This window comes from Actinoplanes sp. NPDC026670, assembly GCF_040638175.1.
In the GTDB taxonomy this organism is placed as follows: Bacteria; Actinomycetota; Actinomycetes; order Mycobacteriales; family Micromonosporaceae; genus Actinoplanes.
In genome coordinates, this window is record NZ_JBEZXU010000075.1 from 13,832 (window position 1) to 39,888 (window position 26,057).

Annotated in this window: 22 protein-coding genes; 12 read left to right on the top strand and 10 right to left on the bottom strand. The window is 72.2% G+C overall.

Going from position 1 to position 26,057, the window contains the following annotated elements; all coding sequences use genetic code 11:
- The first annotated feature begins 2 nt into the window (after nt 1-2).
- Both AB0E94_RS44210 and yiaA read left to right on the top strand, forming a co-directional pair.
- The gene (locus tag AB0E94_RS44210; protein WP_360339710.1) at nt 3-2,165 is read left to right on the top strand and encodes a diguanylate cyclase; all 2,163 of its coding nucleotides are present in this window, start codon (nt 3-5) and stop codon (nt 2,163-2,165) included.
- Between the two features lie 41 nt (nt 2,166-2,206).
- A complete protein-coding gene (gene yiaA / locus AB0E94_RS44215) occupies nt 2,207-2,644 on the top strand; it encodes an inner membrane protein YiaA (protein ID WP_360339713.1) in 438 nt (145 codons plus the stop codon).
- A gap of 4 nt (nt 2,645-2,648) precedes the next feature.
- Here the strand turns inward: yiaA and AB0E94_RS44220 are convergent, their stop codons facing one another.
- A complete protein-coding gene (locus AB0E94_RS44220; protein WP_360339716.1) occupies nt 2,649-3,308 on the bottom strand; it encodes a hypothetical protein in 660 nt (219 codons plus the stop codon).
- A complete protein-coding gene (locus AB0E94_RS44225; protein ID WP_360339719.1) occupies nt 3,305-5,014 on the bottom strand; it encodes a hypothetical protein in 1,710 nt (569 codons plus the stop codon). Before AB0E94_RS44225 ends, AB0E94_RS44220 begins: the two co-directional genes overlap by 4 nt.
- A 145-nt stretch (nt 5,015-5,159) precedes the next feature.
- Between AB0E94_RS44225 and AB0E94_RS44230 the strand changes: the two genes are divergently transcribed.
- A complete protein-coding gene (locus AB0E94_RS44230; RefSeq protein ID WP_360339722.1) occupies nt 5,160-6,338 on the top strand; it encodes a serine hydrolase domain-containing protein in 1,179 nt (392 codons plus the stop codon).
- 115 nt (nt 6,339-6,453) lie between these two features.
- On the opposite strand, the gene AB0E94_RS44235 is transcribed toward AB0E94_RS44230, so the two are convergent.
- The gene (locus tag AB0E94_RS44235) at nt 6,454-7,080 is read right to left on the bottom strand and encodes a GPP34 family phosphoprotein (protein ID WP_360339725.1); all 627 of its coding nucleotides are present in this window, start codon (nt 7,078-7,080) and stop codon (nt 6,454-6,456) included.
- Nucleotides 7,081-7,093: 13 nt separating this feature from the next.
- On the opposite strand from AB0E94_RS44235, the gene AB0E94_RS44240 reads away from it, so the two are divergent.
- The gene (locus AB0E94_RS44240; RefSeq protein ID WP_360339728.1) at nt 7,094-7,429 is read left to right on the top strand and encodes a hypothetical protein; all 336 of its coding nucleotides are present in this window, start codon (nt 7,094-7,096) and stop codon (nt 7,427-7,429) included.
- Between the two features lie 40 nt (nt 7,430-7,469).
- On the opposite strand, the gene AB0E94_RS44245 is transcribed toward AB0E94_RS44240, so the two are convergent.
- Entirely contained in the window at nt 7,470-8,381 is a 912-nt protein-coding gene (locus tag AB0E94_RS44245) for an SPFH domain-containing protein (protein WP_360339731.1), read from the bottom strand.
- 292 nt (nt 8,382-8,673) lie between these two features.
- On the opposite strand from AB0E94_RS44245, the gene lon reads away from it, so the two are divergent.
- The gene (gene lon, locus AB0E94_RS44250) at nt 8,674-10,980 is read left to right on the top strand and encodes an endopeptidase La (RefSeq protein ID WP_360339734.1); all 2,307 of its coding nucleotides are present in this window, start codon (nt 8,674-8,676) and stop codon (nt 10,978-10,980) included.
- A gap of 25 nt (nt 10,981-11,005) precedes the next feature.
- Here the strand turns inward: lon and pdhA are convergent, their stop codons facing one another.
- Both pdhA and AB0E94_RS44260 read right to left on the bottom strand, forming a co-directional pair.
- Nucleotides 11,006-12,115 (bottom strand): pyruvate dehydrogenase (acetyl-transferring) E1 component subunit alpha, encoded by a 1,110-nt coding sequence (gene pdhA, locus AB0E94_RS44255; RefSeq protein WP_360339737.1) that lies wholly within the window; start codon nt 12,113-12,115, stop codon nt 11,006-11,008.
- Between the two features lie 69 nt (nt 12,116-12,184).
- Nucleotides 12,185-12,625 carry a hypothetical protein gene (locus tag AB0E94_RS44260; RefSeq protein ID WP_360339740.1) on the bottom strand — a complete coding sequence of 147 codons (441 nt, stop codon included), beginning with the start codon at nt 12,623-12,625 and terminating at the stop codon, nt 12,185-12,187.
- 69 nt (nt 12,626-12,694) lie between these two features.
- On the opposite strand from AB0E94_RS44260, the gene AB0E94_RS44265 reads away from it, so the two are divergent.
- Complete coding sequence (locus AB0E94_RS44265; RefSeq protein WP_360339743.1) at nt 12,695-12,877, top strand: hypothetical protein; 183 nt, start codon at nt 12,695-12,697, stop codon at nt 12,875-12,877.
- Here the strand turns inward: AB0E94_RS44265 and AB0E94_RS44270 are convergent.
- The 3 genes from AB0E94_RS44270 to AB0E94_RS44280 all read right to left on the bottom strand — a co-directional run bounded on the left by AB0E94_RS44270 (nt 12,802) and on the right by AB0E94_RS44280 (nt 15,948).
- Nucleotides 12,802-14,301, bottom strand: a complete 1,500-nt coding sequence (locus AB0E94_RS44270) for a sensor domain-containing diguanylate cyclase (protein ID WP_360339746.1) — start codon at nt 14,299-14,301, stop codon at nt 12,802-12,804. The two genes, AB0E94_RS44265 and AB0E94_RS44270, sit on opposite strands and share 76 nt — an antisense overlap.
- 2 nt (nt 14,302-14,303) lie before the next feature.
- Nucleotides 14,304-15,494 (bottom strand): FIST N-terminal domain-containing protein, encoded by a 1,191-nt coding sequence (locus AB0E94_RS44275; protein ID WP_360339749.1) that lies wholly within the window; start codon nt 15,492-15,494, stop codon nt 14,304-14,306.
- Nucleotides 15,495-15,579: 85 nt separating this feature from the next.
- Nucleotides 15,580-15,948 (bottom strand): MerR family transcriptional regulator, encoded by a 369-nt coding sequence (locus AB0E94_RS44280; RefSeq protein WP_360339824.1) that lies wholly within the window; start codon nt 15,946-15,948, stop codon nt 15,580-15,582.
- Between the two features lie 59 nt (nt 15,949-16,007).
- On the opposite strand from AB0E94_RS44280, the gene AB0E94_RS44285 reads away from it, so the two are divergent.
- The 6 genes from AB0E94_RS44285 to AB0E94_RS44310 all read left to right on the top strand — a co-directional run bounded on the left by AB0E94_RS44285 (nt 16,008) and on the right by AB0E94_RS44310 (nt 25,108).
- Complete coding sequence (locus AB0E94_RS44285; RefSeq protein ID WP_360339752.1) at nt 16,008-16,724, top strand: SDR family oxidoreductase; 717 nt, start codon at nt 16,008-16,010, stop codon at nt 16,722-16,724.
- Between the two features lie 61 nt (nt 16,725-16,785).
- The gene (locus AB0E94_RS44290; protein WP_360339755.1) at nt 16,786-20,298 is read left to right on the top strand and encodes a PAS domain S-box protein; all 3,513 of its coding nucleotides are present in this window, start codon (nt 16,786-16,788) and stop codon (nt 20,296-20,298) included.
- A 19-nt stretch (nt 20,299-20,317) separates the two neighbouring features.
- Nucleotides 20,318-21,466, top strand: coding sequence for a histidine kinase (locus AB0E94_RS44295; protein ID WP_360339758.1), 1,149 nt, complete (start codon nt 20,318-20,320; stop codon nt 21,464-21,466).
- Nucleotides 21,463-22,122, top strand: a complete 660-nt coding sequence (locus AB0E94_RS44300; protein WP_360339761.1) for a response regulator transcription factor — start codon at nt 21,463-21,465, stop codon at nt 22,120-22,122. Before AB0E94_RS44295 ends, AB0E94_RS44300 begins: the two co-directional genes overlap by 4 nt.
- 83 nt (nt 22,123-22,205) lie before the next feature.
- Nucleotides 22,206-22,613 carry a hypothetical protein gene (locus tag AB0E94_RS44305; protein WP_360339764.1) on the top strand — a complete coding sequence of 136 codons (408 nt, stop codon included), beginning with the start codon at nt 22,206-22,208 and terminating at the stop codon, nt 22,611-22,613.
- Nucleotides 22,613-25,108, top strand: a complete 2,496-nt coding sequence (locus AB0E94_RS44310) for an ABC transporter permease (protein ID WP_360339767.1) — start codon at nt 22,613-22,615, stop codon at nt 25,106-25,108. The genes AB0E94_RS44305 and AB0E94_RS44310 overlap by 1 nt, the downstream gene beginning before the upstream one ends.
- A 183-nt stretch (nt 25,109-25,291) precedes the next feature.
- On the opposite strand, the gene AB0E94_RS44315 is transcribed toward AB0E94_RS44310, so the two are convergent.
- Nucleotides 25,292-25,978, bottom strand: a complete 687-nt coding sequence (locus tag AB0E94_RS44315; RefSeq protein WP_360339770.1) for a CBS domain-containing protein — start codon at nt 25,976-25,978, stop codon at nt 25,292-25,294.
- Nucleotides 25,979-26,057: the final 79 nt, after the last annotated feature.

The following is a 26,057-nucleotide window of genomic DNA, read 5'->3' on the forward strand; positions in this document are numbered from 1 at the left end:
CGATGGCGGACCGCGGACGGCTGGCAGGGGCCGGCCTGCCCGTGCTGACGTGCGCGGTGTTCGTGTTCGCCGTCCTGGTCCTGGCCTGGCCCAGCGACGTTCCGGTGAACTCCCGGATGGGCGTGTCGCACAACGCCGTGCTGCTGGCCGCGCTGGTCGCCGTGGTCCGGGCCGCCCGTCACCGCAAGCTGGACCCGTCGCAACGGCGCCCGTGGTGGATGCTGTTCACCTCCCTGCTGACCCTCGCCGTGTCCGGGGCCGCGCTGGGCATGATGGGACCGGAGGGGCTCACCCGGTTCTCCCCGGCGGTCATCGCGGGCATGGGGCTCCACCTCGCGACGCTGATGCTGCTGCTCGCCGGGCTGCTCTCGTTCCGGGCGCAGCCGCTCGATCACCGCGAGCGCCTGAAACTCGGCCTGGACGTGATGACGGCGGCCGGTGGGGCGTTCATGGCGCTCTGGTACCTGATCATCAGCCCGGTCCTGGCCGGCACCTCGCAGCGGACGACATCCCAGGTGCTGATCCTGACCACGGTCACGGTCGCCGACATGGTCGTCATCGTCGGTGCGGGCACGGTCTTCTACCGCGGCGTACGGCAGGTGTCGCGCCGGCCGATGCGGCTGGTCCTGGCCGCCGTGATCTGGTACCTGGCTCTCGACATCGTGCTGTCGTTCACCCCGGCCGCCGGGACCGGGCCGCTGCCCTGGTGGATCGCCGCCGCGATGATCACCCCGGTGTTCCTGATCGCGATGGGCGCCGAGGAGCAGTGCCGCAGCGCCCAGGACGGCGACACCGAGCAGCGCCCGCAGCGGCTGGCCGGCCCGGTCGCGCCGCTGCCGTACCTCGGCCTGGCCGCCGGTTTCGGGATCTTCGCGCTGGCCGCGGCCGAGGCTGGCCCGTATCCGTGGGCCGGGCTGGTGGCCTGCTCTGTCGTGATGACGGGTGGCGTGGTGGCCCGCCAGATGGTGGCGATGCGGGAGAACCACCGGCTGATGCTGACCGACGGGCTCACCGGGCTGGCCAACCGGACCCGGCTCACCGGGGCGGTGCGGGCCGCCGTCGAACGCGGCCACCGTACCGGCCGGCCGGTCGGTCTGCTGCTCATCGACCTGGACGGGTTCAAGCAGGTGAACGACACGCTCGGGCACGACGCCGGTGACGTGCTGCTGGTCGCGTTCGGCGGTCTGCTGCGCGCCGTCACCCCGCCGCGCGGCACGGCCGGCCGGTTGGGCGGTGACGAGTTCGCCATGGTGTTGCCGGACGCCGGTGAGGCGACCGAGGTGGCGCAGGCGATCCTGGCCCGGGCCGCCGAGTCGCCGATCGACTACCGGGGCACACCGATGCGGCTACGCGTCAGCGTCGGCGTGGCCGTGGCCGAAGCCGGGACGGTCGACGACCAAGACCTCCTGCAGCATGCCGACCAGGCGATGTACATCGCGAAACGCCGCGGGACACACGGCTGGCACCTGTACGGCTCGGACCCGGCCGGGCCCGCCGACGAACTCGCCACGGCTGTCGAGGACGGCCTCCTGCGTCTGGACTTCCGGCCGGTCCATTCGCTGACCACGGGTGAACTGGTCGCCGTACAGCCAAGAGCCTGCTGGCCGCATCCGCGGCTCGGTCTGCTCGACGAGACGGCGTTGCGGCCGCTGGCCGAGCGCGCCGGCCTGGGCCCGACCCTGCTCAGCTGGACCGTGGAGACCGCCGGACGGCAGCTGGGCGCATGGCAGGCCCGGCTGCCGGCCGACCGTTCACTGTGCCTGATCATCCCGCTCTCGGCTGCCGACCTCGCAGCCCCGGGGTTCGCCGGTGACCTGCTCGCCCGGCTGGCCCGAGCCGGAACGACGCCGGCCGACCTGGTGCTGGAGGTGGCCGACGCGGCCGTCACCGGCGGCCCGGCCCTCACCGAACTGCGGCGGCACGGGGCACGGGTCGCCCTCGACGCGTTCACCACCGGCTACCCGGCGCTCCCGGAAGCCGTCGACCTGCTCAAGGTCGGGCACTGTCTGGTCGACGGCACGCCGGGAGCCACCGTCGACTGCGTGGTCCGGCTCGGTCGCATCCTGCACGGCAACGGTCCGGCTGGGCCGCTGTCCGCAGACGACGTCACGACGCTGCTGCACAGCCGGCCATCGGCCGAACCGTCGATGGCACCGGCCACCTGACCGGTACCCGCACGCAGCGCGATCATGCGATAACTTAGGGCGTGAACAGCCCCGCACCGCTTCCGGCCAAGCCCACCGCCGCGTTCATCGGCGCCTCCTGGGCGGCCCTGCTTCTCGGCGTCGTCTCGTTCCTGGTCGGCCTCTGGAATGCCGAGATGGCGCCCAGCGAGAAGGGCTTCTACGCGGCGGTGCTGGTCCTCGGCCTGTTCGCCGCCATCTCCCTGCAGAAGTCGGTGCGCGACCGGGCCGAGGGCATTCCGGTGACCTCGCTGTACCTGGGACTGTCCTGGGCGGTCGTCGGGATCTCGATCGTGATGCTGGTGGTCGGCCTGGTGAACAGCACGCTGGTGCTGAGCGAGAAGGGCTTCTACGGCCTGGCGTTCGCGATGACCCTGTTCGCGGCGGTCGCCGTGCAGAAGAACGTCCGCGACATGCTCCAGCACCAGGCACCTCCGCCGCCGCCCGGCGGATTCCAGTGACAGGTCAGCCCAGCGCGCAGTAGGCGGCACGGACCGCGTCGGCGACCGCCGGCACGGTCGCCCCCGCGACGACGTCCTCCAGAGCGCCGACGGTGGCCGGCTCGAAGTCGTAGCCGAGCTCGGCGTAAGCGGGGATCAACACCTCGCGCAGCCGGGCCGCCCCGGTCACCTGGATGACCGTGCTGAACAGCCAGCCGTCCCGGGTCACCCGCTGGGCCGAGCCGACGATCTTGGCGCCGCCGGCGTTGATGCTGTAGTCGCCGGGGCAGTACTCACCCGGCACCGGGCCGATCCGGGCGTCGGCGCCGAGCGCGACGAGCAGGGCGGCGTGCATCGCGGCGAACCGCTGAAAACGCTCGACCGGTTCGAGGGGCTCCCCGACGGCGCGGTGCACGTGGTCGACGACGACGCTGCCAGGGTGGTAGGCGGCGAGGCTGCCGCCTTGCGGGCGCACGACCGGAAGAAAACCTTTCAGCTGTACGGCGTCCGCCGCCCGCTGATAACCGGGACGCAGGGTGTCGCGTCGGCTGAACGCGGCGGTCGGCTGCGGCGAGTAGATCCGCAGGATGTCCTGGGCGTCACCGAGGCCCTCACGCAGCAGCCGGGGTCCGAGCGCCATGTCGTGCTCCGGGTCACCCGGCCGGTCCACCTCGACGAAGATCACCCGGCCGATCCTACGGACGCCCGGTAGCGGTCGTTCGCAGCGAGCACGTCCACCAGCGTCCCGGCCCGGTCCCAGGCCACCGGATCGCGCGGCACCGACGCCAGGGTGGCCCGGTCCAGCGGCTGCCGGGCCTGGTGGGCGAGTGCCGCCGCCGGGGCCAGGACCAGCCGGATCTCGCCGTCCAGGCCGACCGCGTGGGTCCCGGTGCCGCGCGGGGCCGACCACAGGGCCCGGATGCCGGCGAGGCCGTACAGATCGCCGGGCCGTTGCTGGGGTTTGAGGGTTTCCGCGTCGAGATATCGCAGGCCGTGGCAGCTGTCGGTGACGGCCACCGCGTTACGGTACGGCACCCAGACCAGGTGGCCGCACCCGTTCCGGTGGGAGTGGACGGCCGTCTGCTTCAACCGTCCGTCGTCCACCGCCCAGCGGATCACCCCCTCGAGCTCGCTGGTGAACACCAGTTCCGGGCCGGCCAGGCAGACGCCCCGCAGGTCACGCGGAGTCCGGTAGGGCGACTGGATCGGCCAGAACGTCCGGTTGCCCGGGCGCAGGCCGACGATGGAGATCCGGTCGCCGGCGAACACGGCCCGCATGTCGACCGGATCGGTGTCCAGCACGACGCACTGCCGGTGCTCCCCCGCGCCGTCCGGCCGCCGGATCGCGGGCGGCCCGTGCCGGCGGATCAGCGACATCTCCGGCCACGGATCGGCCGGGGCCCGGCGGGCCGACGCGACGTGCAGCGAACCGTCCAGGGTGCCGGGGCGCATGTCGTACACCCATCCGTTGACCGCCCGGCCGGTGCGCCGCCGCGGCCCGAACCGCCAGATCGTGGACCGGGCCACCGGTTCGCCCGGCCAGCGCTGGGCGACGATCGGCACGTCGCCCTCGAACGACACCGGGCCGGGCTCGGCCTCGTCCAGCTCGTAGGCCGCCACCTGCTCGCCGGTCCCCACGTCGAACACCCGCAGCCCTTCGGGCACGGTCACCGCGACCAGCCGTTCGTCGGCGCTGAACGCGCCGCGCACCACCGGCCGGTCCACCGCCAGGACCCGGGGCGTGTCCAGTGCCTCGATGCGTTCCCACAGGTGCTGCGGGTCGGCCGCGCGCAGCAGGGCGTACAGTTCGGCGCCGTCGTGTTCCCGTGGCCGCCAGCCCGGGTCGGCGTCGCGCAGCGCCTCGGCGGCGACGGCCGGCGGCAGGTCCCGGGCGAATCGCCAGAGGCCGTCCCAGTCCCGGTCGCGCACCATCTCCCGGGTGAGATGGCTGATCACCGAGGGTGCCCCGGGTGCGACGTCCAGGACGGCGAGCAGCAGCCAGCGCCAGTCCCGTAAGCGCTCCCGGGCGATCCCGGCGATCGGGTGGCCGGTCATGGTGAGGGCTTCGGCGAGCCCGTCCGGTGACCAGCCGTCCACCGGGTTGTCGAGGGCGACCCGGCTCAGCCCGTACGCCTGCTCGGCGGTGAACAGGCCGGTGTCGAGCACCGAGCGGGGGTCGGCGGGCCGCATCCCGTGGCGAACGGCGGTCCACCACCGTTCGCCGGGGTCGCGGAACCAGCACTGCCAGGCGGCGTCGATCGCGATCTGCTCACCGCGGCCGACCGCCCGGAGCAGGCGCCTCTCCCGGTACGCCGCCCGCCATCCGCGGTCGTGATCGGTGGCCCGGAGCACCACGTCCCGGGCGAGTCGGAGCAAAGAGGAGTGTCTCAAGTCCCCAATGGTGCAGCGCGCGGTCAATTTCGCCCTGGTCTTCGGGTTCACCCGTAGGGGACCGACCAGGGGCTGGAGAGATTGACCCCCATCACTGAAGCTGACAGCGTCGGCAGGGTTGATGTCACTTGGGGGGAGACTCACCATGCCTAGTCGCCGATCAGTTCTGGCCGGTTCCGCCGCGGTCGCGATCGCCGCCGGAGCCGGGGCCGGATCACCGGCCGCGGCGTCGTCCGGCGGACTGGACCGGGCCGCCCTGCAGGACGCGCTGGACCGGATCGTCGCCACCGGGGCCACCGCCGCGCTGGCCCGGGTGGACAGCCCAGCCGGCAGCTGGCGCGGCGCCGGCGGGGTGATCGAGCTGGGGCGCCCGGCCCGTCCGTCGGCCGGCGGGCGGTTCCGGGTCGGCAGCGTCACCAAGACCTTCGTGGCCACGGTGGTGCTCCAGCTGGCCGCCGAGCGCCGGCTGCGTCTCGACGACACGCTGGAGCGCTGGCTGCCGGGCGCGATCCCGAACGGCGCCCACATCACGATCCGCCAGCTGCTCCAGCACACCAGCGGGATCTTCAACTACACGGACGCCCTCTTCGCGTCGATCGACGAGGTGCTGGCCGCCCGGTACCGGACGTTCCGGCCGGAGGAACTGGTCGCGCTCGCGGCCGCCCAGCCGCCGGACTTCGAACCCGGGACGTCGTGGTCCTACTCCAACACCAACTACGTTCTGCTCGGCCTCATCATCCGGAAGGTCACCGGGCGGGCGTACGGCGAAGAGGTCGACAAACGCATCCTGCGACCGCTCCGCCTGCACGGCACCGAGGTGCCCGGCACCGATGTCACGATCGACGGCCCGCACGCGCACGGCTACGAGCCGGTCGAGCAGAACGGCCGGCCCGTCCCGCTGGACTTCACCGACCTGAACCCGTCGATGGCGTACTCGGCGGGCGAGATCGTCTCCACGACGGCCGACCTCAACCGCTTCTACCGGGCCCTGCTCGGCGGACGTCTGCTGCGTCGGCGGGAGCTGACCGAGATGCTGACCCCGGTCGGTGAGCTGGGCTACGGTCTCGGCATCTACCAGGAGAGCCTGCCCGGCGGCCCGACCCTGTGGGGGCACACCGGCGGCATCTTCGGCTACCTCACCTACTCGTTCTCCACACCCGACGCCGCCACCCAGCTGAGCGTGTCGATCAACCCGTGGATCGGCGATTTCAGCGCGGCGCTGCTCGACCTGGCGCTGCTCACCTTCGGCGGGACCGCCCCGGCCGCGGCCCGGCGAGCCGCCCCCACCTTCCCCCTACCGGGGATCCGCATGCCCACCCGCTGACCACCCCCACGTCTCGATCTTGTGGACTTCGACAGCGTGACCGAAGTCCACAAGATCCACGTGGTGTTCAACGGCAGCTGGCGGTCGCCCCGGCCCGCTCGCCCACTGCGAACCGCTAACCGGCCGCGCCGGCCGCCGACGCCTCGATCGACTTGCGCAGCGCCGGGCCGACCGGACCACTGAGGTCGGTGAGCTCCTGGATGCGGCGTTTGGCCTCGCGCCGGGCCCGGCGGTCGAGGACCAGGGCGAGGTCACCGGCGGTGACGATGGCGACCAGGGCGGCGTCGGCCGGCTCGACCCGGCCGACCGGGTCCTTGAGAGCGGCCCGGACCCGGCGCAACAGTTCCTTGCGGACCCGCGGGTCGCGCGGCGTCACCCGCGTCGCGGGAAAGATCCCGAGGATGCGGTACGGCTCCACGCGCGCCCAACCGCCCGCGCCGAGCTGCTCACGAACCGCGATGACGGTCGCGCGCTGCCGCCGGTCCACCCACGACTGCCACTTGCGCGGACGGGAGCCCTCGATCTCGTCGAGCAGCGTCGTGAGAACCGGGTCGGCGATCGGCCGCCGCGGCGCGAGCGCGGCCCGGCCCCGTTCGTCGGTGAGGTGGCCCTTGAGGTAGAGATCGGTCAGGGCCGCCGCCCGGACCATGGCGCCGAGATTGGTGCCGACCCGGACCCGTCCCTTGTCGGGGTCGTGGGCCAGCAGGAAGATCCGCTGGGCGAGGCTGCCGGGCACGCTCATCTCACTGCTCCTCGTGTTCTTCATCCGGGTCGTCCCGACCCGGACCGTCCCGACCCGGACTGTCCTGGCCCGGGTCCGCCTGCCCCGAGTCGCCCTGGCCCGGGTCCTCCTGACCCGGGTCGCCCTGACCCGGACCGTCCTGGCCCGGGTCGCCTTGGTCCGGGCCGTCGTCATGCCCCGGCCCGGGAGTGCTGGGCGGGCGGCCGGGGCCCCGCATCCGGCCGACTCCACCGGGAAGCCGGCCGGCGTCGCCCAACGCCTTGCGGAGCAGATACTCGATCTGGGCGTTGGTGCTGCGCAGCTCGTCCCCGGCCCACCGTGCAAGGGCGTCGTGCACGGCGGGATCTAGGCGGAGCAGGAGCTTCTTGCGCTCGGTGGCCATGGGGATCTCAGGAGTAGAGGGTGCCCGTGTTGACGACGGGCTGGGCGTCCCGATCGCCGCAGAGGACGACCAGCAGGTTGCTGACCATGGCGGCCTTGCGCTCCTCGTCGAGGTCGACGACGTCGTGCTCGGTCAGCCGGGCCAGGGCCAGCTCGACCATGCCGACGGCCCCCTCGACGATCCGGGTGCGGGCGGCGACGATCGCGTTGGCCTGCTGGCGGCGCAGCATGGCGTGGGCGATCTCCGGCGAATAGGCCAGACGGGTCAGCCGCGACTCGACGATCTTCACTCCGGCCGCGGCGACCCGGACCCCGATCTCCTCCGACAGCCGGGCGGTGATCTCGTCGGCGTTGTCCCGCAGCGACATCAGCTCGGTGTCGTGCGAGTCGTAGGAGTAGCTGTTCGCGATGTGCCGCACGGCCGTCTCGGTCTGGATGGCGACGAACTCGATGAAGTCGTCGACCTCGAAGACCGCCCGCGCCGTGTCCTGCACCTGCCAGACGACCACGGCGGCAATCTCGATCGGGTTGCCGTCGGCGTCGTTGACCTTGAGAACGTCGCTCTCGTGGTTACGGATCCGGGTGGAGACCCGGCGCCGGTTGGTCAGCGGGTTGACCCAGCGCAGCCCGTCGGTGCGGACGGTGCCGGTGTATCGGCCGAGCAACTGGAGGACGCGGGCCTCGCCGGGCGCGACCGGGGTGAGGCCGGCCAGCACGATCAGGGTGCCGAGCAGGAGCACGAGGCTGACCCCGATCAGGCTGAGCACGGCGGCGACACTGTCCTGCTGAACCGCGACAACGAAGACCGCGGCGGAGATCAGCAGCACCAGTCCCCCACCGGCGAGCACCGGCCAGCCGGAGGCGTCCCGGGCGGTGCGCTCACGCACCTGCGGGGCAGGAAGGTCGAGGTGTTCGGTCATGTGGGCCTCCCCCTGAAGCAGTGATAACCCGAGACTATCAATGTGATATCACTTTTTCAAACGCCCAGGTCAGACCGTCAGCCGTCGCCCACAACGGTTTCGAGGGGCCGATAACCGTCGTGAGCGACGGCCGGCGGCCCGAGCCGTCGCTCACGACGGTCTCGGCGGGCCGATGACCGCGCTGAGCGACGGCCGGCGGGCTGGGGGTGGGTTGTTCGCCGACAGTGAACGCCGGAAGAAGACCGGGAGCCCCACGGTTGAGCCTGCCGTACTCAACTTCCCGGAGGTAACCGTGAGCAAGCGACTCCCCGTGCTCTTCCTCGACGACATCGTCCTGCTTCCGGGCATGGTCGTTCCGGTGCAGCTCGACGAGGCGGCCCAGACCGTCGTCGACGCGGCGCGCACCTCGGCCGGCTCCGAGCTGCTGATCGCCCCGCGGCTGGAGGACAGGTACGCGTCCTACGGCGTGGTGGCGACCGTCGAGCAGGTCGGCCGGATCCGTGGCGGCGAACCGGCCGCCGTGCTGCGCACCGGCCCGCGCGCGAAGATCGGCAGCGGCGTGACCGGGCCCGGCGCGGCCCTGTGGGTGGAGGCCGAGCCGGTCGACACCGAGAAGCCGTCCGAGCAGGTCCGTGAGCTGGCCGCCGAGTACAAGAAGCTGGTCGTCTCGGTGCTCCAGCGCCGCGAGGCGTGGCAGGTCATCGACTCGGTCAGCGCCATCGACGACCCCAGCGACCTGGCCGACACGGCCGGCTGGGCGCCGTACCTGTCCAGTGACCGCAAGCGCGAGCTGCTGGAGACCCCGGACGTCGAGGCCCGGCTGAAGCTGCTGATCGAGTGGACCCGCGACTTCCTGGCCGAGTCCGAGGTCAACGAGACGATCGAGAAGGACGTCCGCGAGAACGTCGAGAAGCGCAACCGCGAATACCTGCTCCGCGAGCAGCTCAAGGCGATCCGGAAGGAACTCGGCGAGGGCGAGGCCGACGGCAAGGACGATTACCGGGCCCGGATCGAGGCCGCCGACCTGCCCGAGGCGGTACGCGAGTCCGCGCTCCGTGAGATCGACAAGCTGGAGCGGGCCGGCGACCAGAATCCGGAGGCCGGCTGGATCCGCACCTGGCTGGACACCGTGCTGGACCTGCCGTGGAACGTCCGTACCACCGACAACACCGACCTGGAAGCGGCCCGCGCGGTCCTCGACGCCGACCACCACGGCCTGGACGAGGTCAAGGAGCGGATTGTCGAGTACCTGGGCGTGCGGGCCCGGCGTGAATCACGTGGCCGGGAGACGGTCGGCGGCCGTGGTTCGGGTGCGGTGATCCTGCTGGCCGGCCCGCCCGGGGTGGGCAAGACATCGCTCGGCGAGTCGGTCGCCCGGACGCTGGGCCGGAAGTTCGTGCGGGTGGCGCTCGGCGGTGTGCGGGACGAGGCGGAGATCCGCGGGCACCGGCGCACCTACGTCGGCGCGCTGCCCGGCCGGATCGTGCGGGCCATCCGCGAGTCCGGGTCGATGAACCCGGTGGTGCTGCTCGACGAGGTGGACAAGGTGGGCAGCGACTACCGGGGCGACCCGGCGGCCGCGCTGCTCGAGGTGCTGGACCCGGCGCAGAACCACACGTTCCGCGACCATTACCTGGACCTCGACCTGGATCTGTCGGACGTGCTGTTCATCGCGACCGCGAACGTGCTGGAGACGATCCCGCAGGCGCTGTTCGACCGGATGGAGCTGATCGGGATCGACGGCTACACCGAGAACGACAAGGTCGCCATCGCCCGCGACTTCCTCATCCCCCGGCAGCTGGAGCGCGCCGCGCTCGACCCCGGCGAGGTGACGGTCACCGAGGACGCTCTGCGCGAGATCGCCGCCAATTACACCCGGGAGGCGGGGGTACGGTCGTTCGAGCGCCTGCTGGCCAAGGCGTTCCGCAAGGTGTCGCTGCGGGAGCTGCCGGCCACGGTCGACGCCGGTGACCTGAAGGATCTGATCGGCCGGCCCCGGTTCACGCCGGAGTCGGGTGAGCGGACCGCGGTTCCCGGGGTCGCGACCGGCCTGGCGGTCACCGGGATGGGCGGTGACGTGCTCTACATCGAGGCGTCGCTGCTGCCCGGCACCACGCCCGGCCTGTCGGTCACCGGCCAGCTCGGCGACGTGATGAAGGAGTCCGCCCAGATCGCCCTGTCCTACGTCCGGGCGCACGCCGGTGAGCTGGGCATCTCCCCCGAGCAGCTGGACCACCCGATCCACCTGCACGTGCCGGCCGGCGCGGTGCCCAAGGACGGGCCGTCGGCGGGTGTCACGATGACGACCGCGCTGGTGTCGCTTCTGCTGGGGCGCAACGTGCGCGCCGAGATCGGGATGACCGGCGAGGTGTCGCTGACCGGGCGGGTGCTGCCGATCGGCGGGGTGAAGCAGAAGCTGCTCGCCGCGCAGCGCTCCGGCCTGACCGAGGTGTACATCCCGAAGCGCAACGAGCCGGATCTCGACGAGGTGCCGGCCGACGTGCTGGAGGCGCTGACCGTACACCTCGTGTCTGACGTGCGGGAGATCCTCGGGAGTGCCCTGGAGGCGGTGACCACCGACGCGGTCGCGTCGGTCTAGCGCCTGCTTCGCAAGGAGGCGGGCGCTAGTCGTCGAACGACGCGTGGTAATCGCTGAAGCGGTGGCGCTGCGCGTCGAGATCCGGTGAGCCGGTCGGGTAGACGTGGTCGAACAGCTCGACCGGCTGCGGGTCGGGCATGGCCAGCACGCGTTCGCGCAGGTCGAGGGCGGCTTTCTTGGCGTCGTCCTCGACCTGGGCGAAGAAGTCGTCGCCGGCGATCCGCTGTCGGGTGAGGAAGGCCTTCAGGCGGCTGATCGGGTCTTTGGCCTTCCACGCCTCGACCTCGCTGGCGATCCGGTAGCGGGTGGGGTCGTCGGAGCTGGTGTGCGCGCCCATCCGGTACGTATACGCCTCGATCAGTTTCGGCCCCTGGCCGCTGCGGGCGTGGTCGAGGGCGGCCCGGGTGACGGCGTAGCTGGCCAGCACGTCGTTGCCGTCGACGCGGATGCCGGGGAAACCGTAGCCACCGGCGCGCCGGTAGAGCGGCACCCGGGTCTGCCGCTCGGCCGCCGCGGAGATCGCATACTGGTTGTTCTGGCAGAAGAACACGATCGGCGCGTTGAACACCCCCGACCAGACGAACGACTCGTTGACCTCGCCCTGGCTGGAGGCGCCGTCACCGAAGTAGGCGATCACCGCCTCGCCGTCGGGGGTGCCGGTCCTGCCCTCCATGTTCACGCCCATGGCGTAGCCGGTGGCGTGCAGGGTCTGTGCGCCGATGACGATCGTGTACTGGTTGAACTTGAACTCGTTGGGATCCCAGCCGCCCTGGTCGACCCCGCGGAACAGGCCGAACGGCATGATCGGGTCGATCCCCCGGCAGTAGAGGACGCCGTGCTCCCGGTAGGTGGGGAACGCCATGTCCTGCGGCCGCAGCGCCCGCCCGGAACCGACCTGGGCCGCCTCCTGGCCGAGCAGGCTGGCCCACAGGCCGAGCTCACCCTGCCGCTGGAGCGCGACCCCTTCGGCGTCGAGCCGGCGGACGGTCACCATGTCCTGATAGAGGCCACGGAACTCGTCGTCGGTGAAGTCGACCGAATACGTCACCCCGTCGGGGCCGGTGACGCTGTCGACGTGGTCACCCTCGGGGTTCAGCAGCTGTACGAAACCGTCGGCACCACCGTGTTGGTCCACTCCTGGACCGTATGCCCAGCCCCAGGGACCGGGTCAAGACCGGTCCCATTTCGCCGGGTGGAAACGTGGTCAGCGGCGGCCGGTGGCCAGGGCGATCAGGAACTGCCCGCCGCCGGCGTCGACGGTCGCGGTCACCGGCAGCCCCGGAACCAGACGGGAGAAACGGTCCACCAGCCAATCCGCCGCCTCCTGCGCGTCCCGCTTGCTGGGACAGCGGGCGACCAGTTCCCGGCCGCCCTTACGCTCCAGCCGCTCGGCGACGGTGATCAGCGGCGCGGGCTCCACCACGTTGAGCCGGTCCGGCCAGGCGATCACCACCTTCACGGCGCCCTTGCGGGTGTTGCAGGCCCGGTGGGCGAGCCGTTCGGCGATCTTGGCCTTGCGGTCGGCGGTGCGGCTGTCCACGCTGGGACCACGCGGATCGTTGACCGACATGTCCGGATCGACCGGCTCGTCGCACACCCAGCAGCGCCAGCCGTCGCGCTTGCCCACGTCCTCGAGGAGACTCACCCGGACAAGTTAGCCCATCGGCGCTTGACTATCCGGTGTATGGTTGCTGCCTCGTGAGGGGAGACGTCGATGCGGACGCGAGACTCGATCGCTCTGGTGGTCGCCGGCCTCTCCGTCGCGGCGTCGTTCGCGATCGTGCGCCATCCGCTGCCGGTGACGGCGCCGTCCGACCGTGATCAGGTGAGCCGGGTCGTCGTCGTGACCGAGGCCGGCCCCAGCTGGGACTGCCCGGACGAGGCTGTCGACGGCTGACTCCGGCGGGCCGCACGGCGCCGTTGCTTCGCGGTGTACATGGCGGCGTCAGCGGTGCTCAGCAGGACCGACGCGTCGTATCCGTAATCCGCGGCCAGGCCCAGCCCGATGCTGCAGCCGGCGGTGACCTCGACCTCCCCGGCCGGCAGCCGCAGCCGGTAGGGCGCGTCCACGGCCTCCTGGATGCGCTCGGACAGCTGCTCGGCCTCCGCCGCGGTGGTGTCGGTGCAGGCGATCACGAACTCGTCGCCACCGAGGCGGGCGGCGATGCCGTGCAGGCCGGCCGTGTCCGACAGCCGCTGGGACGCGATGATCAGCAGCTGGTCGCCGGCGTCGTGGCCGTACGTGTCGTTGACCGCCTTGAAGCCGTCCATGTCGATGAACAGGACCGCGACGTCGCTGCCGTCCTGCCGGCACCGGCTCAGTGAGGCGGCCAGGGTCTCCATGAAGTAGGCGCGGTTCGGCATCCCGGTGAGCACGTCGGTCTCGGCCTGCATCCGGATCCGCTGGAACAGCAGCGCCTTCTCCAGGACCAGGCCGCCGACGTCGACCAGATGGTCGAGGAACGATCGCGCGTCGGTGCCGTCGGCGGGAACTCCGGTGAGCAGCAGCCGGCCGGCGCTCGGCTCCTGGGTGCCCAGGCGCACCGACAGCACGCCGGGCGGGATCTCGCCGAGGATCCGTGGCCATTCGGCGCCGCCGCCCGCCGCCAGTTCCTCGCCGTAGGCGTCGGTGAGGTAGACCGCCGCCCCGGCCACCGGGACGTGCTCGATCATCGTGTCGACGATGTTGCGGGCCGCGGTGATCACGTCGACCATGCCGGCCAGTCCCGCGGTCACCGTGTTCAGGCGCTGGAGCCGGTGCAGCTGATCCTGGGTGCGCCGGTACAGCCGCCCGTTGTCGATGGCCAGCGAGATCCGGCTGACGATCGCGATCAGCTCCTGGATGTCCGCGTCGTCGAAGGGCCGTTCCTCGGTACGGGCCAGCAGCAGGTATCCGAGGTGCTCGCCACGGACGGTGAGCAGCCCGTACGCGAGATGGCTCAGCCCACCGGCGGCCAGCCAGCCGGGTGCCGGGGAGTCGCCGACGGCCGCGGCGGTCACCGGCCGGGTCGCGCTGAGCGTGCCCACGGCGGCCGGCGGCTCGACCGTCCCGGGTGGCAGGTGCCGGGCCGCGATGCCCCACTGGGCGGCCAGCCGCAGGCCCCGGTCGGATGGGGTGAGCACGGCCGCGATGTCGGCGTCGAACATCTCCGCGACGTCACAGACCGCACATTCCAGCACGTCGTCGACCTCGGTGACCTTGCCGAGCGCGGTGACGAGCTGCGCCAGCCGGGTGGCCCGGGCCAGGGCACGGGCCGAGATGGCCCGCGACTGGGCCAGCTCGGCGCGCAACCGGCGGATCTCGTCGTCCTCCTCCCCCATGATCAGAGGGCGAGAACGACGACGGTGGCGTTGTGGAAGCCGGTGGAGCCGCTGACCCGGGCGAACTCGCCGTAGGTGAAGAACCCGGCGAACGGGGCCGCGCCCAGCCGGTCGCGGATCGCGGCGGACTCCCCGGCCACGTCGCTGCCGAGCGGCGTGACCCGGCCGGCACAGCTGAACACGAGCGCCCCACGGGGTGTGCCGCCGAGCCGCTGAACGGCGGTGGCGGCGGCTGTCCCGGCTGCGTCCAACAACTCACGCTGGTTGCCGGCCAGCACCTGCACCACCGATTGCTCGCTGACGTGGCCGAACATGATCAGCGAACCCTCGGCGGTCCGGCCGAGAATGTGCCGCCCGTCGAAGGTGCCCGCCGCGTTGGCGAGTCCGAGCGGGTGGTCGAAGGTGAGCCGGGCGAAGGTGGGGCCCTCGCCGTCTCCCGGCTCGCCGGCCGGAAGTTCGTCGCCGCGCTGGCCGAGATAGGCGGCGACGGCCGGCAGTCCGTCCAGCTCGTGGATGACGTTGCCCTCGGCACGGGTCACCGTCATCGGGTCGCCGATCGGATGCCACCCGTGTGCGACACCGATGCCGAGCGGATGCGGCGAGTTGATCCAGATCGCGATCAGGCTGTTGGACATCAGTTTGCCGTCGGCGAACTGATGCGTGGCACCCATCGAGAGATTCTCGGACGCAGCGCCGCCGACCAGCGGGACGGTCGCCCCGGTGACCGCGTAGCTGCCGCGGACCACCTCCCGCAGGTCGCCGGCCAGGCCGTCGGTCAGCATCATCAGCACCGAGTGCTCGCCGTCCCCGCCGGCGCGGTCGCGGGCCGCCTCGGTGACACGGCGGGCGGCACCGCGCAGATCCCCGCTGACCGAGTCGGCGGCGGCGACCCCGAAGGTGAGTTCGGCGGCGGGCAGGTACAGGCTGACAGCGCCGCTGGACACGGTCGTGGACCCGGTGAATCCGGCGTAGGCGGTGCAGCCGACGACCTGGGCCGGCGCGGCCGCCTCGGCCACCGCCTCGAAGAACACCAGCGGGTCGTAGTCGACTGTCGCGTGCACGATGAAAAGGTCGGCCGGCTCGGGTGTACGGCCACCGAGCGCCGCCGTCACACATTCGCGGGCCGCGGTCTCCGGCTCGGCGTGGGTGCTGCTGCCCTGGCCGGCCCGGCGCCGGTCGCTGTCGTCCACCATGATCGCCCCCGGTCCGCAGAACGGCCGTCCGACCGCTGCTCCTCGACTCCTATCGGCCGGGCGGGCACGATGTTGACGGTTTTCGTCAGTCGTGAATCCGGGTGCAGCCGTTCGCCGGGTTCTCGGACAGCGCGATCACCGCGTCGAGCTGGTCGCGGGCCCGGATCAGGCCGGTGATCTGCTCGTCGATGCGGGCCCGCTCGGCAGCCAGCCGGGCCCGTGACTCCGGGGTGCTGACCTGGGCGTCGACGCAGGGCAGCAGGTCGGCGATGGTCTTGCTGGACAGCCCGGCGCTGTAGAGCATCTGGATGAGCTGCACCCGGTCGACGGCCGGCTCCGGATAGTGCCGCTGCCCGCTGCCGCTGCGCCCGGCGGCCAGCAGGCCCTGCTCCTCGTAGTAGCGCAACGCCCGGACGCTCACGCCCGCCCTGGTCGCCAGTTCCCCGATCCGCAAGGTGACCCCCACCATAGAACTTGCCTCTGACGTCAACGTCAGGTTCTAGCGTAGCCGGTATGCAGATCAACGGAGCAAACGTCCTGGTCACCGGCGCGAACCGGGGCCTCGGCCGGCAGTTCGCCAGCTCGCTCGTGGAGCGCGGCGCCGCCAAGGTGTACGCCACCGCCCGCCGCCCGGAGCTGATCGACGTGCCAGGGGTGATCCCGGTGCGGCTCGACGTCACCGACGCCGGCTCGGTGGCCGCGGCGGCCGTCGCCGCCCCGGACGTGGACATCCTCATCAACAACGCCGGCATCTCGACCGGCGCCAACCTGATCACCGGTGACCTGGCCGCCGTTCGCAGCGAGCTGGACACCCACTTCTACGGCACGCTCAACGTGATCCGGGCGTTCGCGCCGCAGCTGGCCGGCGGGGCGATCCTCAACGTGCTGTCGGCGATCTCCTGGCTCGCCGTCGACGGGGCCGGGGCGTACCACGCGGCGAAGGCGGCCGAGTGGGCGCTGACCAACAGCGCCCGGCTGGAGCTGGCCGCCCAGGGCACCCTGGTGACCGGGCTGCACCTGGGTGCCGCCGACACCGACATGATGGCCTGGTACGACGGTGACAAGGCGGCGCCCGCGGTGATCGTGGCGGCCGCCCTCGACGGCATCGAGGCGGGGCACGCCGAGGTGCTGGCCGACACGTGGAGCGCCCAGGTGAAGGCGTGGCTGTCGCAGGACCCGGCGGTGGTCTACCGGGAAGCCGCGCTCGCCCTGTCGGCACTCGCTGGGTAATCCCTCGCATAGTTCGCCGAAACGCGTCCTGTGCTCGGGTTTTATTGGTGACGCTGGTCTGGTGACGGTGTCTTCGACCAGGCCGGCGCGCCGTTTCCGGCTGTGGCGCGCAGCGACGGTGTGTGCCCTGCTGATCGGCGTGCTGGGGCTGGCCGAGAAGGCGCTGACCCTGGAGCTGGGCCGGCTGGTGCCCGGCGAGCGCCTGATGGTGTGGGAGAGCGCCGCGATGGCGTGCGCGATGGCCGCCGGTCTGCTGATCGCCGGGCCGGTACGCGCCGAGGGCCGGCGGCTGTGGGCGGTCCGCCTGATCGCGCTGTCGGTGGCCGGCTTCGCGATCGTGCGGCTGGTGGACGGCCTCGGCAAACTCGACACCGACCAGCCGCCGCCGCTGCGGTCGCCCGTCGCGTTCCTGCTGCTCGGCCTGGCCCTGCTGGTACTGGAGACCGACCGCGGCCGGGGGCATCTCCCGGCCCAGATCCTGGCCGCCGCCGCAGCGCTGGTGATGGCGGTCGCCGCGCTCGCCGCCCTGCTCGGGCTCGCCGCGCTGTACTGGGACTCGACCGCCACCGACACCCCGGTCGGCACCCAGGCGGCGTTGCTGGCGCTGGCCCTGGCGGTGACGGTCAGCCGGCCGGGCGGGCTGGCGGTACGGATCTTCGGCAGCGCCCGCCTCGGCAGCCGGACGGTCCGGCGGCTCACCCCGACGGTGGCCGCGGTCGTGGTCCTGCTCGGCCTCGCGCTCGCGATCATGAATCGCCTCCGGGTCGACCTGGAAGGGGTGGTCGCGAACGTCGTGGTCAGCGTGCTGCTGCTGACCCTCTACCTGGTGCTGTTGCGGGCCGGGCACATGCTCAACGACGCCGACGCGGGCCGGCTCGGGCTGATCGCCGAGTTGCGCGAGCAGCACGACTTCAGCAACACCGTGCTGACCGCGCTGATCGAGGGCGTCATGGCGGTCACCCCGGACGGGACGGTGCTGCGGGTCAACGCGCGCTGGACGCAGATCACCGGCTTCCCGGCCGACGAGGTGGTCGGGACGCGGCCGCCGTACCTGTGGTGGCCCCCCGGCGGTTCGGAGAGCTGCGCCCGGCAGGTCAAGAACGTGCTCGACGGGGGCACCTGCTCCGAGTTCGACGCGATGCTCAGGCACCGGGACGGCTCCGAGCTGCCGGTGCTGGCGAGCATCCACCCGATCAGCACCGACGGGCACGTCACGATGCTGATCGTCACGTACCGCGACCTCACCGAACGGGACCGCGAGCAGGCGCAGCGCCGGCAGATGGCCGAGGAGCTGGACCACTTCTTCACCCTGTCCCGGGACCTGATGTGCATGGCCTCCCGCAACGGCTACTTCACCCGGGTCAACCCGACCTGGACCGAGGTGTTCGGCTGGACCGTCGAGGAGCTGACCAGCCGGCCGTACCTGTCGTTCGTGCACCCCGAGGACGTGGACCGCACGGTGGCGCAGAGCATCACCCTGGTCGACGGGATGATGCCGACGATCTCGTTCGAGAACAGGTACCGGACCCGCGACGGCGAGTACCGCTGGCTGGACTGGAACGCCACCCCGGCGGAGGACGGCGAGGGCATCTATGCGGTGGCCCGCGACGTCACCGAGGCCAAACGGGCCGAGCAGCGCTTCCGTCAGCTGATCTTCAGCGCTCCGGACGCCATGGTGATCGTCGGCGCCGACGGTGTCGTCCGGCTGGTCAACGAGCAGACCGAGCGGTTGTTCGGCTGGTCCGCGGCGGACCTGGTGGGCCGGTCGGTACAGATGCTGATCCCGCCCCGGCTGCGCGACCACCACGACGCGGACATGCGCGAATACCTGCGGGACCCGTCGCCGCGCCGGATGGGGATCGGCCGGGACCTGAGCGCCCTGCGCCGCGACGGCAGCGAGTTCCCGGTCGAGATCACCATCGCGCCGCTCGACACCGAGGAGGGCATGCTGGTGTCGGCGGCGATCCGGGACGTCTCCGAACGGCAGCGCACCGAACGGGCACTGGCCTCCGCACGGGACGAGGCGCTCGCCGCGGCCGCCACGAAGTCGCAGTTCGTGGCCATGGTGAGCCACGAGATCCGTACCCCCATGAACGGGGTCATCGGGTTGACGAAGTTGCTGCTGGACACGCCGTTGCAGCCGGTGCAGCGGCGCTACGGCGAGTCGATCCGGGCGTCCGCGCAGGCGCTGCTGGCGATCATCAACGACATCCTCGACTTCTCCAAGATCGAGGCGGGCAAGGCGACCCTGGCCGAACAGGATTTCGACCTCGGTGACCTGCTCGAACAGGTCGCCCACGCGGGCGCTGCGGCGGCCCGGGACAAGAACATCGACATCGTCGGCTACTACCCGCCGGAGCTGCCGGCGGTCGTGCACGGCGACGAGGGCCGGCTGCGGCAGGTGCTGCTCAACCTGGTCGGCAACGCGGTCAAGTTCACCCACCGCGGTGAGATCGTGATCCGGGTCGATCCGCTCGGGCCGGCCGGCGACAGCCGCTGCCGGTACGAGTTCAGCGTGTCCGACACCGGCATCGGCATCGACGCGGACCAAATCTCCCGGATGTTCGAGCCGTTCACCCAGGCCGACGCCACCAACAGCCGGGAGTTCGGCGGCACCGGACTGGGCCTGACGATCAGCCGGCAGCTGGTCGAGCTGATGGGCGGCACGCTTCAGGCCGACAGCGAACCCGGCCGCGGCAGCAGGTTCCACTTCGCCGTGGCGCTCGGCACGATCGAGTCGGCGCAGGAGTCCCACGAGCGGCACCGGGGGCTGGCCGGCCGCCGGCTGCTGATCGCCGACTCCAACCCGACGAGCCGCAGCTTCCTGACCGAGCACGTCGAGGCGTGGGGCATGCGGGTCACCTCCGCAGCCAGCGCCAACGCCGCCCTCGACCAGCTGGGGCTGGCGTGCCGCCGCGGCGAGCCGCACGACATCGCGGTCATCGACCATCACCTGACCAGGCTGGACGGGGTCGAGCTGATCAGCGTGATGAGCGCCCAGCCGGAGATCGAGCCGCGCCCGTTCTGTGTGCTGCTCAGCCGCGACCCGTCGGCCGAGCACCGGCTCACCGACCACTCCGGCGTCGACGTGCTGGCCAAGCCGATCGGCCCGTCGGTGCTGTTCAACTATCTGATGTCCCGGTTCGGGCCGGTCGTGCCGGCCCGCGACGAGGGCGTCCGGGCGGCGCCCGCCACCGCCGGGGCGCGGGGCCGGATCCTGCTCGCCGAGGACAACGAGATCAACCAGCTGGTCGCCGTCGACACACTGGCCGGGCTCGGCTACGACACCGACATCGCGGCCAACGGTGCCGAAGCGGTCGAACTGGCCGCCACCGGCGACTACGTGGCGATCCTGATGGACTGCCAGATGCCCCGCCTCGACGGCTATCAGGCCACCGAGCAGTTGCGGGCGCACGAGAAATCCGACCGGCACACCCCGATCATCGCGATGACCGCCGGGGTGCTGGCCGAGGACCGGCAGCGGGCGCTCCAGGCCGGGATGGACGACTTCCTGGCCAAGCCGATCGATCCGGAGAAACTCCGGGCCACCCTGGACCACTGGACGAGCGTGTAAGTGGGTCTAGGGTGGCGGGATGTCCGGTCGGTGGATCCCGCAGCTGCGTCTGCTCTGGGATCTGATTCTCGCCACGGTGGTCGCCACGCTCGCCGTGCAGTACCGCGACTACTCGTGGCGGGACGTGCTGATCGGCGTCGCCATGGCGGCCGCCCTGGTCGCCCGGCGCTTCGCGCCGATCCGGGTGTTCGCGGTGGTCACCGTCCTCGCGCTGGTCCAGGTGGCGGTCGCTGCGGCGGTTCCGGCGGCGTACGACGTAGCGCTGCTCGTGGCCATGACGACGGTGGTGGTCCACTCCCCCTCCCGCGCGGCGGTCTTCGGGTCCGGGGCGGTGGTGGCCGCCGGCGCGGTGATCGCCGCCCTGCTGAGCGTCGACCCTGAGTGGTCCGGGTCGCTGCTCGACTACCCGTACCTGGCCGAGCAGAGCATGATGCTCGCCGCCTGCGGCGCGTTGTGGCTGTTCGGCTACGTGTTCCGGACCAACCGGGAACGGGCCGCCACCGCCGAGCGCGAGAGCGACCACCTGGCCCGGCTGGCCGCCGCCGACGAGCGGGCGTTCATCGCCCGTGAGCTGCACGACGTGGTCGCACACAGCCTGGCCGTGATGATCGCCCAGGCCGACGGGGCGACCTACGTCGTCGACACCGATGCCGGCCTGGCCAGGGAGGCGATGCGCACGGTCGCCGCCACCGGCCGGGAGGCACTGGACGACATGCACCGGCTGGTCGCGGTGCTGCGCGACGCCGGCGACGACGACCCGGACGAGCGGCGCAGTCGCGGCCTCGATCGGCTCGGCGCCCTGGCCGAGCGGGCCCGGACGGCGGGTCTGGGCGTGGAGGTGCGCATCGACGGTGACACCGGGCGGCTGTCGGCGGCCGACGAGCTGACCCTGTTCCGGATCGTGCAGGAGTCGCTGACCAACGCGCTGCGGCACGCCGGGACGGGCACGAAGGTCGAGGTCACGCTGGCCGTCGAGGCCCGGCGGGCGGTGCTGGCGGTCGCCGACGACGGCGCCGGAGCAGCCGCGCCGGTGCCGGCCGGGGGCGGGAACGGCCTGCTCGGCATGCGTGAACGGGTCGCGGTGCACGGGGGTGAGTTCACCGCCGGGCCGGGTCCGGACGGCGGCTGGCGGGTGCGGGCTGTGATCCCGCTCAAGGAGGCGGTGTGAGCATCCGGGTTCTGCTGGTCGACGATCAGGCGCTGGTCCGGGCCGGGTTCGTGATGGTGCTGTCGGCCCAGCCCGACATGGAGGTCGTCGGCGAGGCGGGCGACGGGGCCGAGGCGATCGCGCTGCTGGCCCGTACCCCCGCTGATGTGGTGGTGATGGACATCCGGATGCCGGTGCTGGACGGGGTCGCCGCCACCCGCCGGATCTGCGCCGGCCCGGACGGCCCGCGGGTGCTGGTGCTGACCACGTTCGACACCGACGCCGACGCGTTCGCCGCGCTCCAGGCCGGGGCCAGCGGTTTCCTGCTCAAGAACGCCCCGCCGGAGCAGCTGCTCGCCGCGATCCGGGTGGTGGCCGCCGGCGAGTCGGTGGTCGCGCCACGGGTCACCCGGGCGCTGCTGGACCGGTTCGCCGGTCAGCTGACCCTGCCCGGCCGGGCCGACGAGCGGCTGGCCGCGCTGACCGAACGCGAACGGGAGGTCCTGGAACTGGTCGCGGCCGGGCTGTCGAACACCGAGATCGCCGCCCGGCTGGTCGTCGCCGAGGGCACGGTCAAGACTCATTTCGGGCGGATCCTGGCTAAACTGGAACTCCGCGATCGGGTGCAGGCGGTGGTGTTCGCGTATGAGATCGGCCTGGTCAAACCGGGTGTGTAAGACCTGAGTCATACACGGCGGCCGTTCAGGATCTGCCCTGGCGGCAATGCGCCGGACCCGTCCCACGCCGAAGAATCAGTGTCGTGAACAGCAAGCACATCAACATCACCTTCGTGATCCTGGCCGCGGTCGTCATGGCCGGTGTGGCGTACGGCGTGAACTACCTGTGGGACAAGCGCTTCGGGCCGACCGCCGCGTCGGCCGCCGACTGCACGCTGGCCCAGGAGCTGATCGACAAGGCGCAGACCCCACCGACCGACGCCGCGAAGGCCGAGGAGTGGGAGCAGCAGATCCGGCAGATCCGGTACACGCAGCTGGAGAACGACGGGATCAGCACCGAGGTCGGCCGGTACGTGCACTGGTCCATGGTCAAGGCGACCGGCGACCCGATCCGCCCGCCCGCCGGCACCCTCGACGAGATCTACGAGCTGGCCGCCGGGCACTGCGAGGACAGCGGGGTCGACCTGCGCATCCCGAAGATCGTCTTCTGATGTCCGGGATCGTGCTGCGCACCCAGCTCAGCGGGGTGTGGCGGCGGCCCGGGCGGCTGCTGATGACCGGGCTGTCGGTGCTGGTGGCGGCGTTCGTGGTGTTCGGGACGGTGCTGGCGTACGCGATCGTCACCCGGACCACCCTGGACACGTTCAGTGAGACGCCCGCGTCGGTCGACGTCGTCGTGTATGCCGTCGGCGGGGAACCGCTCAGCCCGGAGCAGGTGGGCGAGATCCGTACCGTCGCCGGGGTTGCGGAAGTCGCCGGGCGGGTGACCGCGACGTTCACCGTGGGTGACGCATCGTCCGGAAGTGACCTGGAGCTGATCGCCGATCCCGGCACCGGGCCGCTGTCGCGGATCATGCTGGTGTCCGGTGTGTATCCGCGGGCGGCGCGGGAGATCGCGGTGGACCGGCGGGCCGCCGGACGGCTCGGGGTGCGCGCCGGCGGCACGCTGCGGCTCAACACCGGTGACCGCAGCGTCGCGCCGGTGACCGTCACGGTGACCGGGGTGGTCGACGGGCCGCGCGACGCGGCCGAGCGGGCCTGGGCGCCGGATCGGGTGGTCGCCGGGATCAGCGGCAGTCCCGGTCTCCCCCGGGTCGACATTCTGGCGGCGCCGGGCGCCGACATCCCCGCGATGATGAGCGGTCTGTCCGACTCGCTGCTGCGCGATCCGATGGCCTATCTCAGCGTCACCACCGGCGAGACCATGCGGGTACGGGAGGCGCGCGCCGCGGTACGCCAGTTCGATCAGCTGTTCGCCCTGGTGGCGATGTTCGTGGGGATCGCCGTGGTGGCGGCCGCGCTGGTCGCCACGTCGACGTTCCGGATCGTGTTCGCGCAGCGGCTGCGGCAGTTGGCGCTGCTGCGCGCGATCGGGGCGCAGCCCGGTCAGCTGGTGACGGCGCTGGCCGTCGAGGGCGCGGTGGTCGGTCTGGTCACCGGGGCGGCCGGGGTGCTGCTCGCCCAGGGCGCCGGGCTCGCCGCGCCGGCGGTGGCCGGGCTGTTCGGGCGTACCGTCTCCGGGCCCGGGGTGCCGGTCGGTGCCGCCGTGGCCGTGGTGCTCGGGGCCGGGCTGCTCACCGCCGGGGCCGTGCTCGCTCCCGCGTTCTCGGCGGCCGGGGTCTCGCCGTTGCAGGCGTTGCGCAGCGCGAGCACGCTCGCCGCCGAACGCGGCATCGCCGGGACCCGCCTGGCCGGCGGCCTGCTGCTGGTCGCGGCGACGGCTGCGATCGCGTGGCTGACGGTGCGCAGCATGGGCTCGTCCGAGGCGCTGCTGTACCTGGTCGGGGTGGGCGCGTTCGGGTTCGGCGCGCTGATCCTGCTCGGCCCGGTGCTGATCCGCCCGATCCTCGCCGTCGCCGGGTGGCCACTACGGACCGCCGGGCCGGCCGGGCGGCTCGCGGTCAGCGGCATCGGGGGCACACCCCGGCGGGCGGCGGCGGTGTCGGTGGTGGTCGCGCTCGGGGTGACCATGCTGGCCGGGACGGTCGTGGGGATCTCCAGCCTGCAACTGTGGACGGACCGGACGATGGCGTCGCGTACCCCGGCTGATCTCGCTCTCTTCGCCTCCTCCGCCGGAGCCGCCGACGGTCTCGACGGCGTGCTGGCCCGGTTGCGGGCCGATTCGCGGTTCCGGGACGTCACCCCGTTCCGGATGGCCGACTTCAGCACCACCGACGGTGGGTTCTCGCACGGGGCGATCGCCGTCGACATGGGCGCGATGCCGGAACTGCGGACCCTCTCGGCGTCGTCGGGGCAGGTCGCGGCGCTCGGGCCGGGCAAGGTGGTGCTGTCGGCGACGGCGGCCGCCGACTTCGGTGCGACAGTCGGTGACGTGGTGTCGTTGCGTTCCGAGCGGACGGTTCGCGCCGAGGTCGTCGCGGTGCTCACCGGGGACGGGCCGTTGCGGATGGGCGCGGTGCTGGCGCCCGCCGACCTGGAGGCGCTCGGTGGCGCGTCGGCCGGGATCCTCGCCGACATCGCCGGCGGTGGCCGGGACGAAGCACTGGCCGCGTTCCGCAGCGCCGGGAGCCCGGCCGGGGCCGAGGTGGCGGTGCTCGCCGACGAACGCGAGAAGGCCGACGGCGAGGTGTCGTCGCTGTTCGCGGCGGCGGTCGGGCTGCTCGGGCTGACCGTGCTGATCGCGGCGGTCGGGGTCGGCACCACCACCGGGCTGTCCGTTCTCGAGCGCACCCAGGAGTTCGGGCTGGCCCGTGCCCTCGGGCTGTCCCGGGGGCGGTTGCGGCTGATGATCGGGATGGAGGCCGGGTTGTACGGGCTGATCGGCGCGGTGCTCGGCATCGTGCTCGGGGTGCCGATGGCGTGGCTGGCCCTGGAGTCGCTGCGCCTGGACCTGCCGTTGACCCTCCCGGGTGGGCGGTTGCTGGCGATCGTGCTGGTCACCGCGTTGATCACGGTCTTGGCCGGTCTTCTGCCGGCCCGGCGGGCGGCCCGGGTCAGCCCGGTGGCCGCGCTGGCCGCCGACTGACCCGTCCCAAGGCGGGCTTCCACTGACCGCGCCGGCCGGCGGGCTTTCACTGACCGCGCTGGCCACCGGCCGGCACCGACGGCGTCCCCGGTCGGCGAGTTTCCGCCGGCCGGGGACGTGACGGGTTCCGGCCCGAAGGAGGAGAAGGTCCGGACCCGGGTCGGCGACCCGCGGCCGGGCCGGTCAGGCGCCGAAATACGACGACGCCGGTTTGACCAGGTCGCGGTCGTTGAAGTCGAACGTCAGCCGCGAGTCGACCGAGACGACGCCGGCGACCTGGCGGACCAGGCGTTCGACCAGGACGGTGGTGGACCAGCGTTCGGAACGGCCGGTCAGCGTGACCGCGCCCCGGTCGGCGGCCGCGACGACGTGGCCGGTGTTCTCGGTCCAGGTGATCTCGTGGATCGCCGCGCGCACGTCGGTGAGGATCTCGGCGTCCGTACGCAGGTGCTCCTTCAGCAGGTCGCCGCGGCTCACGATGCCGGCCAGCCGCCCGCCGAAGTCGACCACCGGCAACTGCTTGACGTGCGCCTGTTCCATCCGGCGGGCGGCCGTGCGGATCCCGGTGGTCGTGCGGACCACCTCGGCCGGCGCGGTCATCAGCTCCCCGGCGGTCATCGCGTCCGCCTTGCGGCGCAGTGCCCGTCCCCGGAACTCGAACCAGCGCGGCTCCCCGGCACCCGCGAACTCGATCTTGAGCAGCAGGTCCGATTCGGACACCACCCCGAGCACGCGCCGATCCTCGTCCACGACCGGAAGCGCGTTGATCCGGTGCTGTGCCAGCAGGACGATCAGCTCCCGGTACGGCACCTCCGGCCCGACCGCCACCACGTCCGCGGTCATCACCTCGTTGACCAGCCAGATCTTCATGTCGATCCCTCCACCACCCACGTTAGGACTCCGGCGTCGGCCGCGGCAGGACACATGGACTCCGGCCATCGGGCCGACC

Excerpts from the sequence above, each read along its gene's own strand:
- AB0E94_RS44245 (WP_360339731.1), bottom strand. The coding sequence starts at position 8,381 with ATGACCGAACACCTCGACCTTCCTGCCCCGCAGGTGCGTGAGCGCACC.
- AB0E94_RS44270 (WP_360339746.1), bottom strand. The coding sequence starts at position 14,301 with ATGGGGGAGGAGGACGACGAGATCCGCCGGTTGCGCGCCGAGCTGGCC.
- AB0E94_RS44285 (WP_360339752.1), top strand. The coding sequence starts at position 16,008 with ATGCAGATCAACGGAGCAAACGTCCTGGTCACCGGCGCGAACCGGGGC.
- AB0E94_RS44235 (WP_360339725.1), bottom strand. The coding sequence starts at position 7,080 with ATGAGCGTGCCCGGCAGCCTCGCCCAGCGGATCTTCCTGCTGGCCCAC.
- AB0E94_RS44265 (WP_360339743.1), top strand. The coding sequence starts at position 12,695 with ATGCGGACGCGAGACTCGATCGCTCTGGTGGTCGCCGGCCTCTCCGTC.
- AB0E94_RS44210 (WP_360339710.1), top strand. The coding sequence starts at position 3 with ATGGCGGACCGCGGACGGCTGGCAGGGGCCGGCCTGCCCGTGCTGACG.
- AB0E94_RS44310 (WP_360339767.1), top strand. The coding sequence starts at position 22,613 with ATGTCCGGGATCGTGCTGCGCACCCAGCTCAGCGGGGTGTGGCGGCGG.
- AB0E94_RS44295 (WP_360339758.1), top strand. The coding sequence starts at position 20,318 with ATGTCCGGTCGGTGGATCCCGCAGCTGCGTCTGCTCTGGGATCTGATT.
- AB0E94_RS44275 (WP_360339749.1), bottom strand. The coding sequence starts at position 15,494 with ATGGTGGACGACAGCGACCGGCGCCGGGCCGGCCAGGGCAGCAGCACC.
- AB0E94_RS44315 (WP_360339770.1), bottom strand. The coding sequence starts at position 25,978 with ATGAAGATCTGGCTGGTCAACGAGGTGATGACCGCGGACGTGGTGGCG.
- AB0E94_RS44230 (WP_360339722.1), top strand. The coding sequence starts at position 5,160 with ATGCCTAGTCGCCGATCAGTTCTGGCCGGTTCCGCCGCGGTCGCGATC.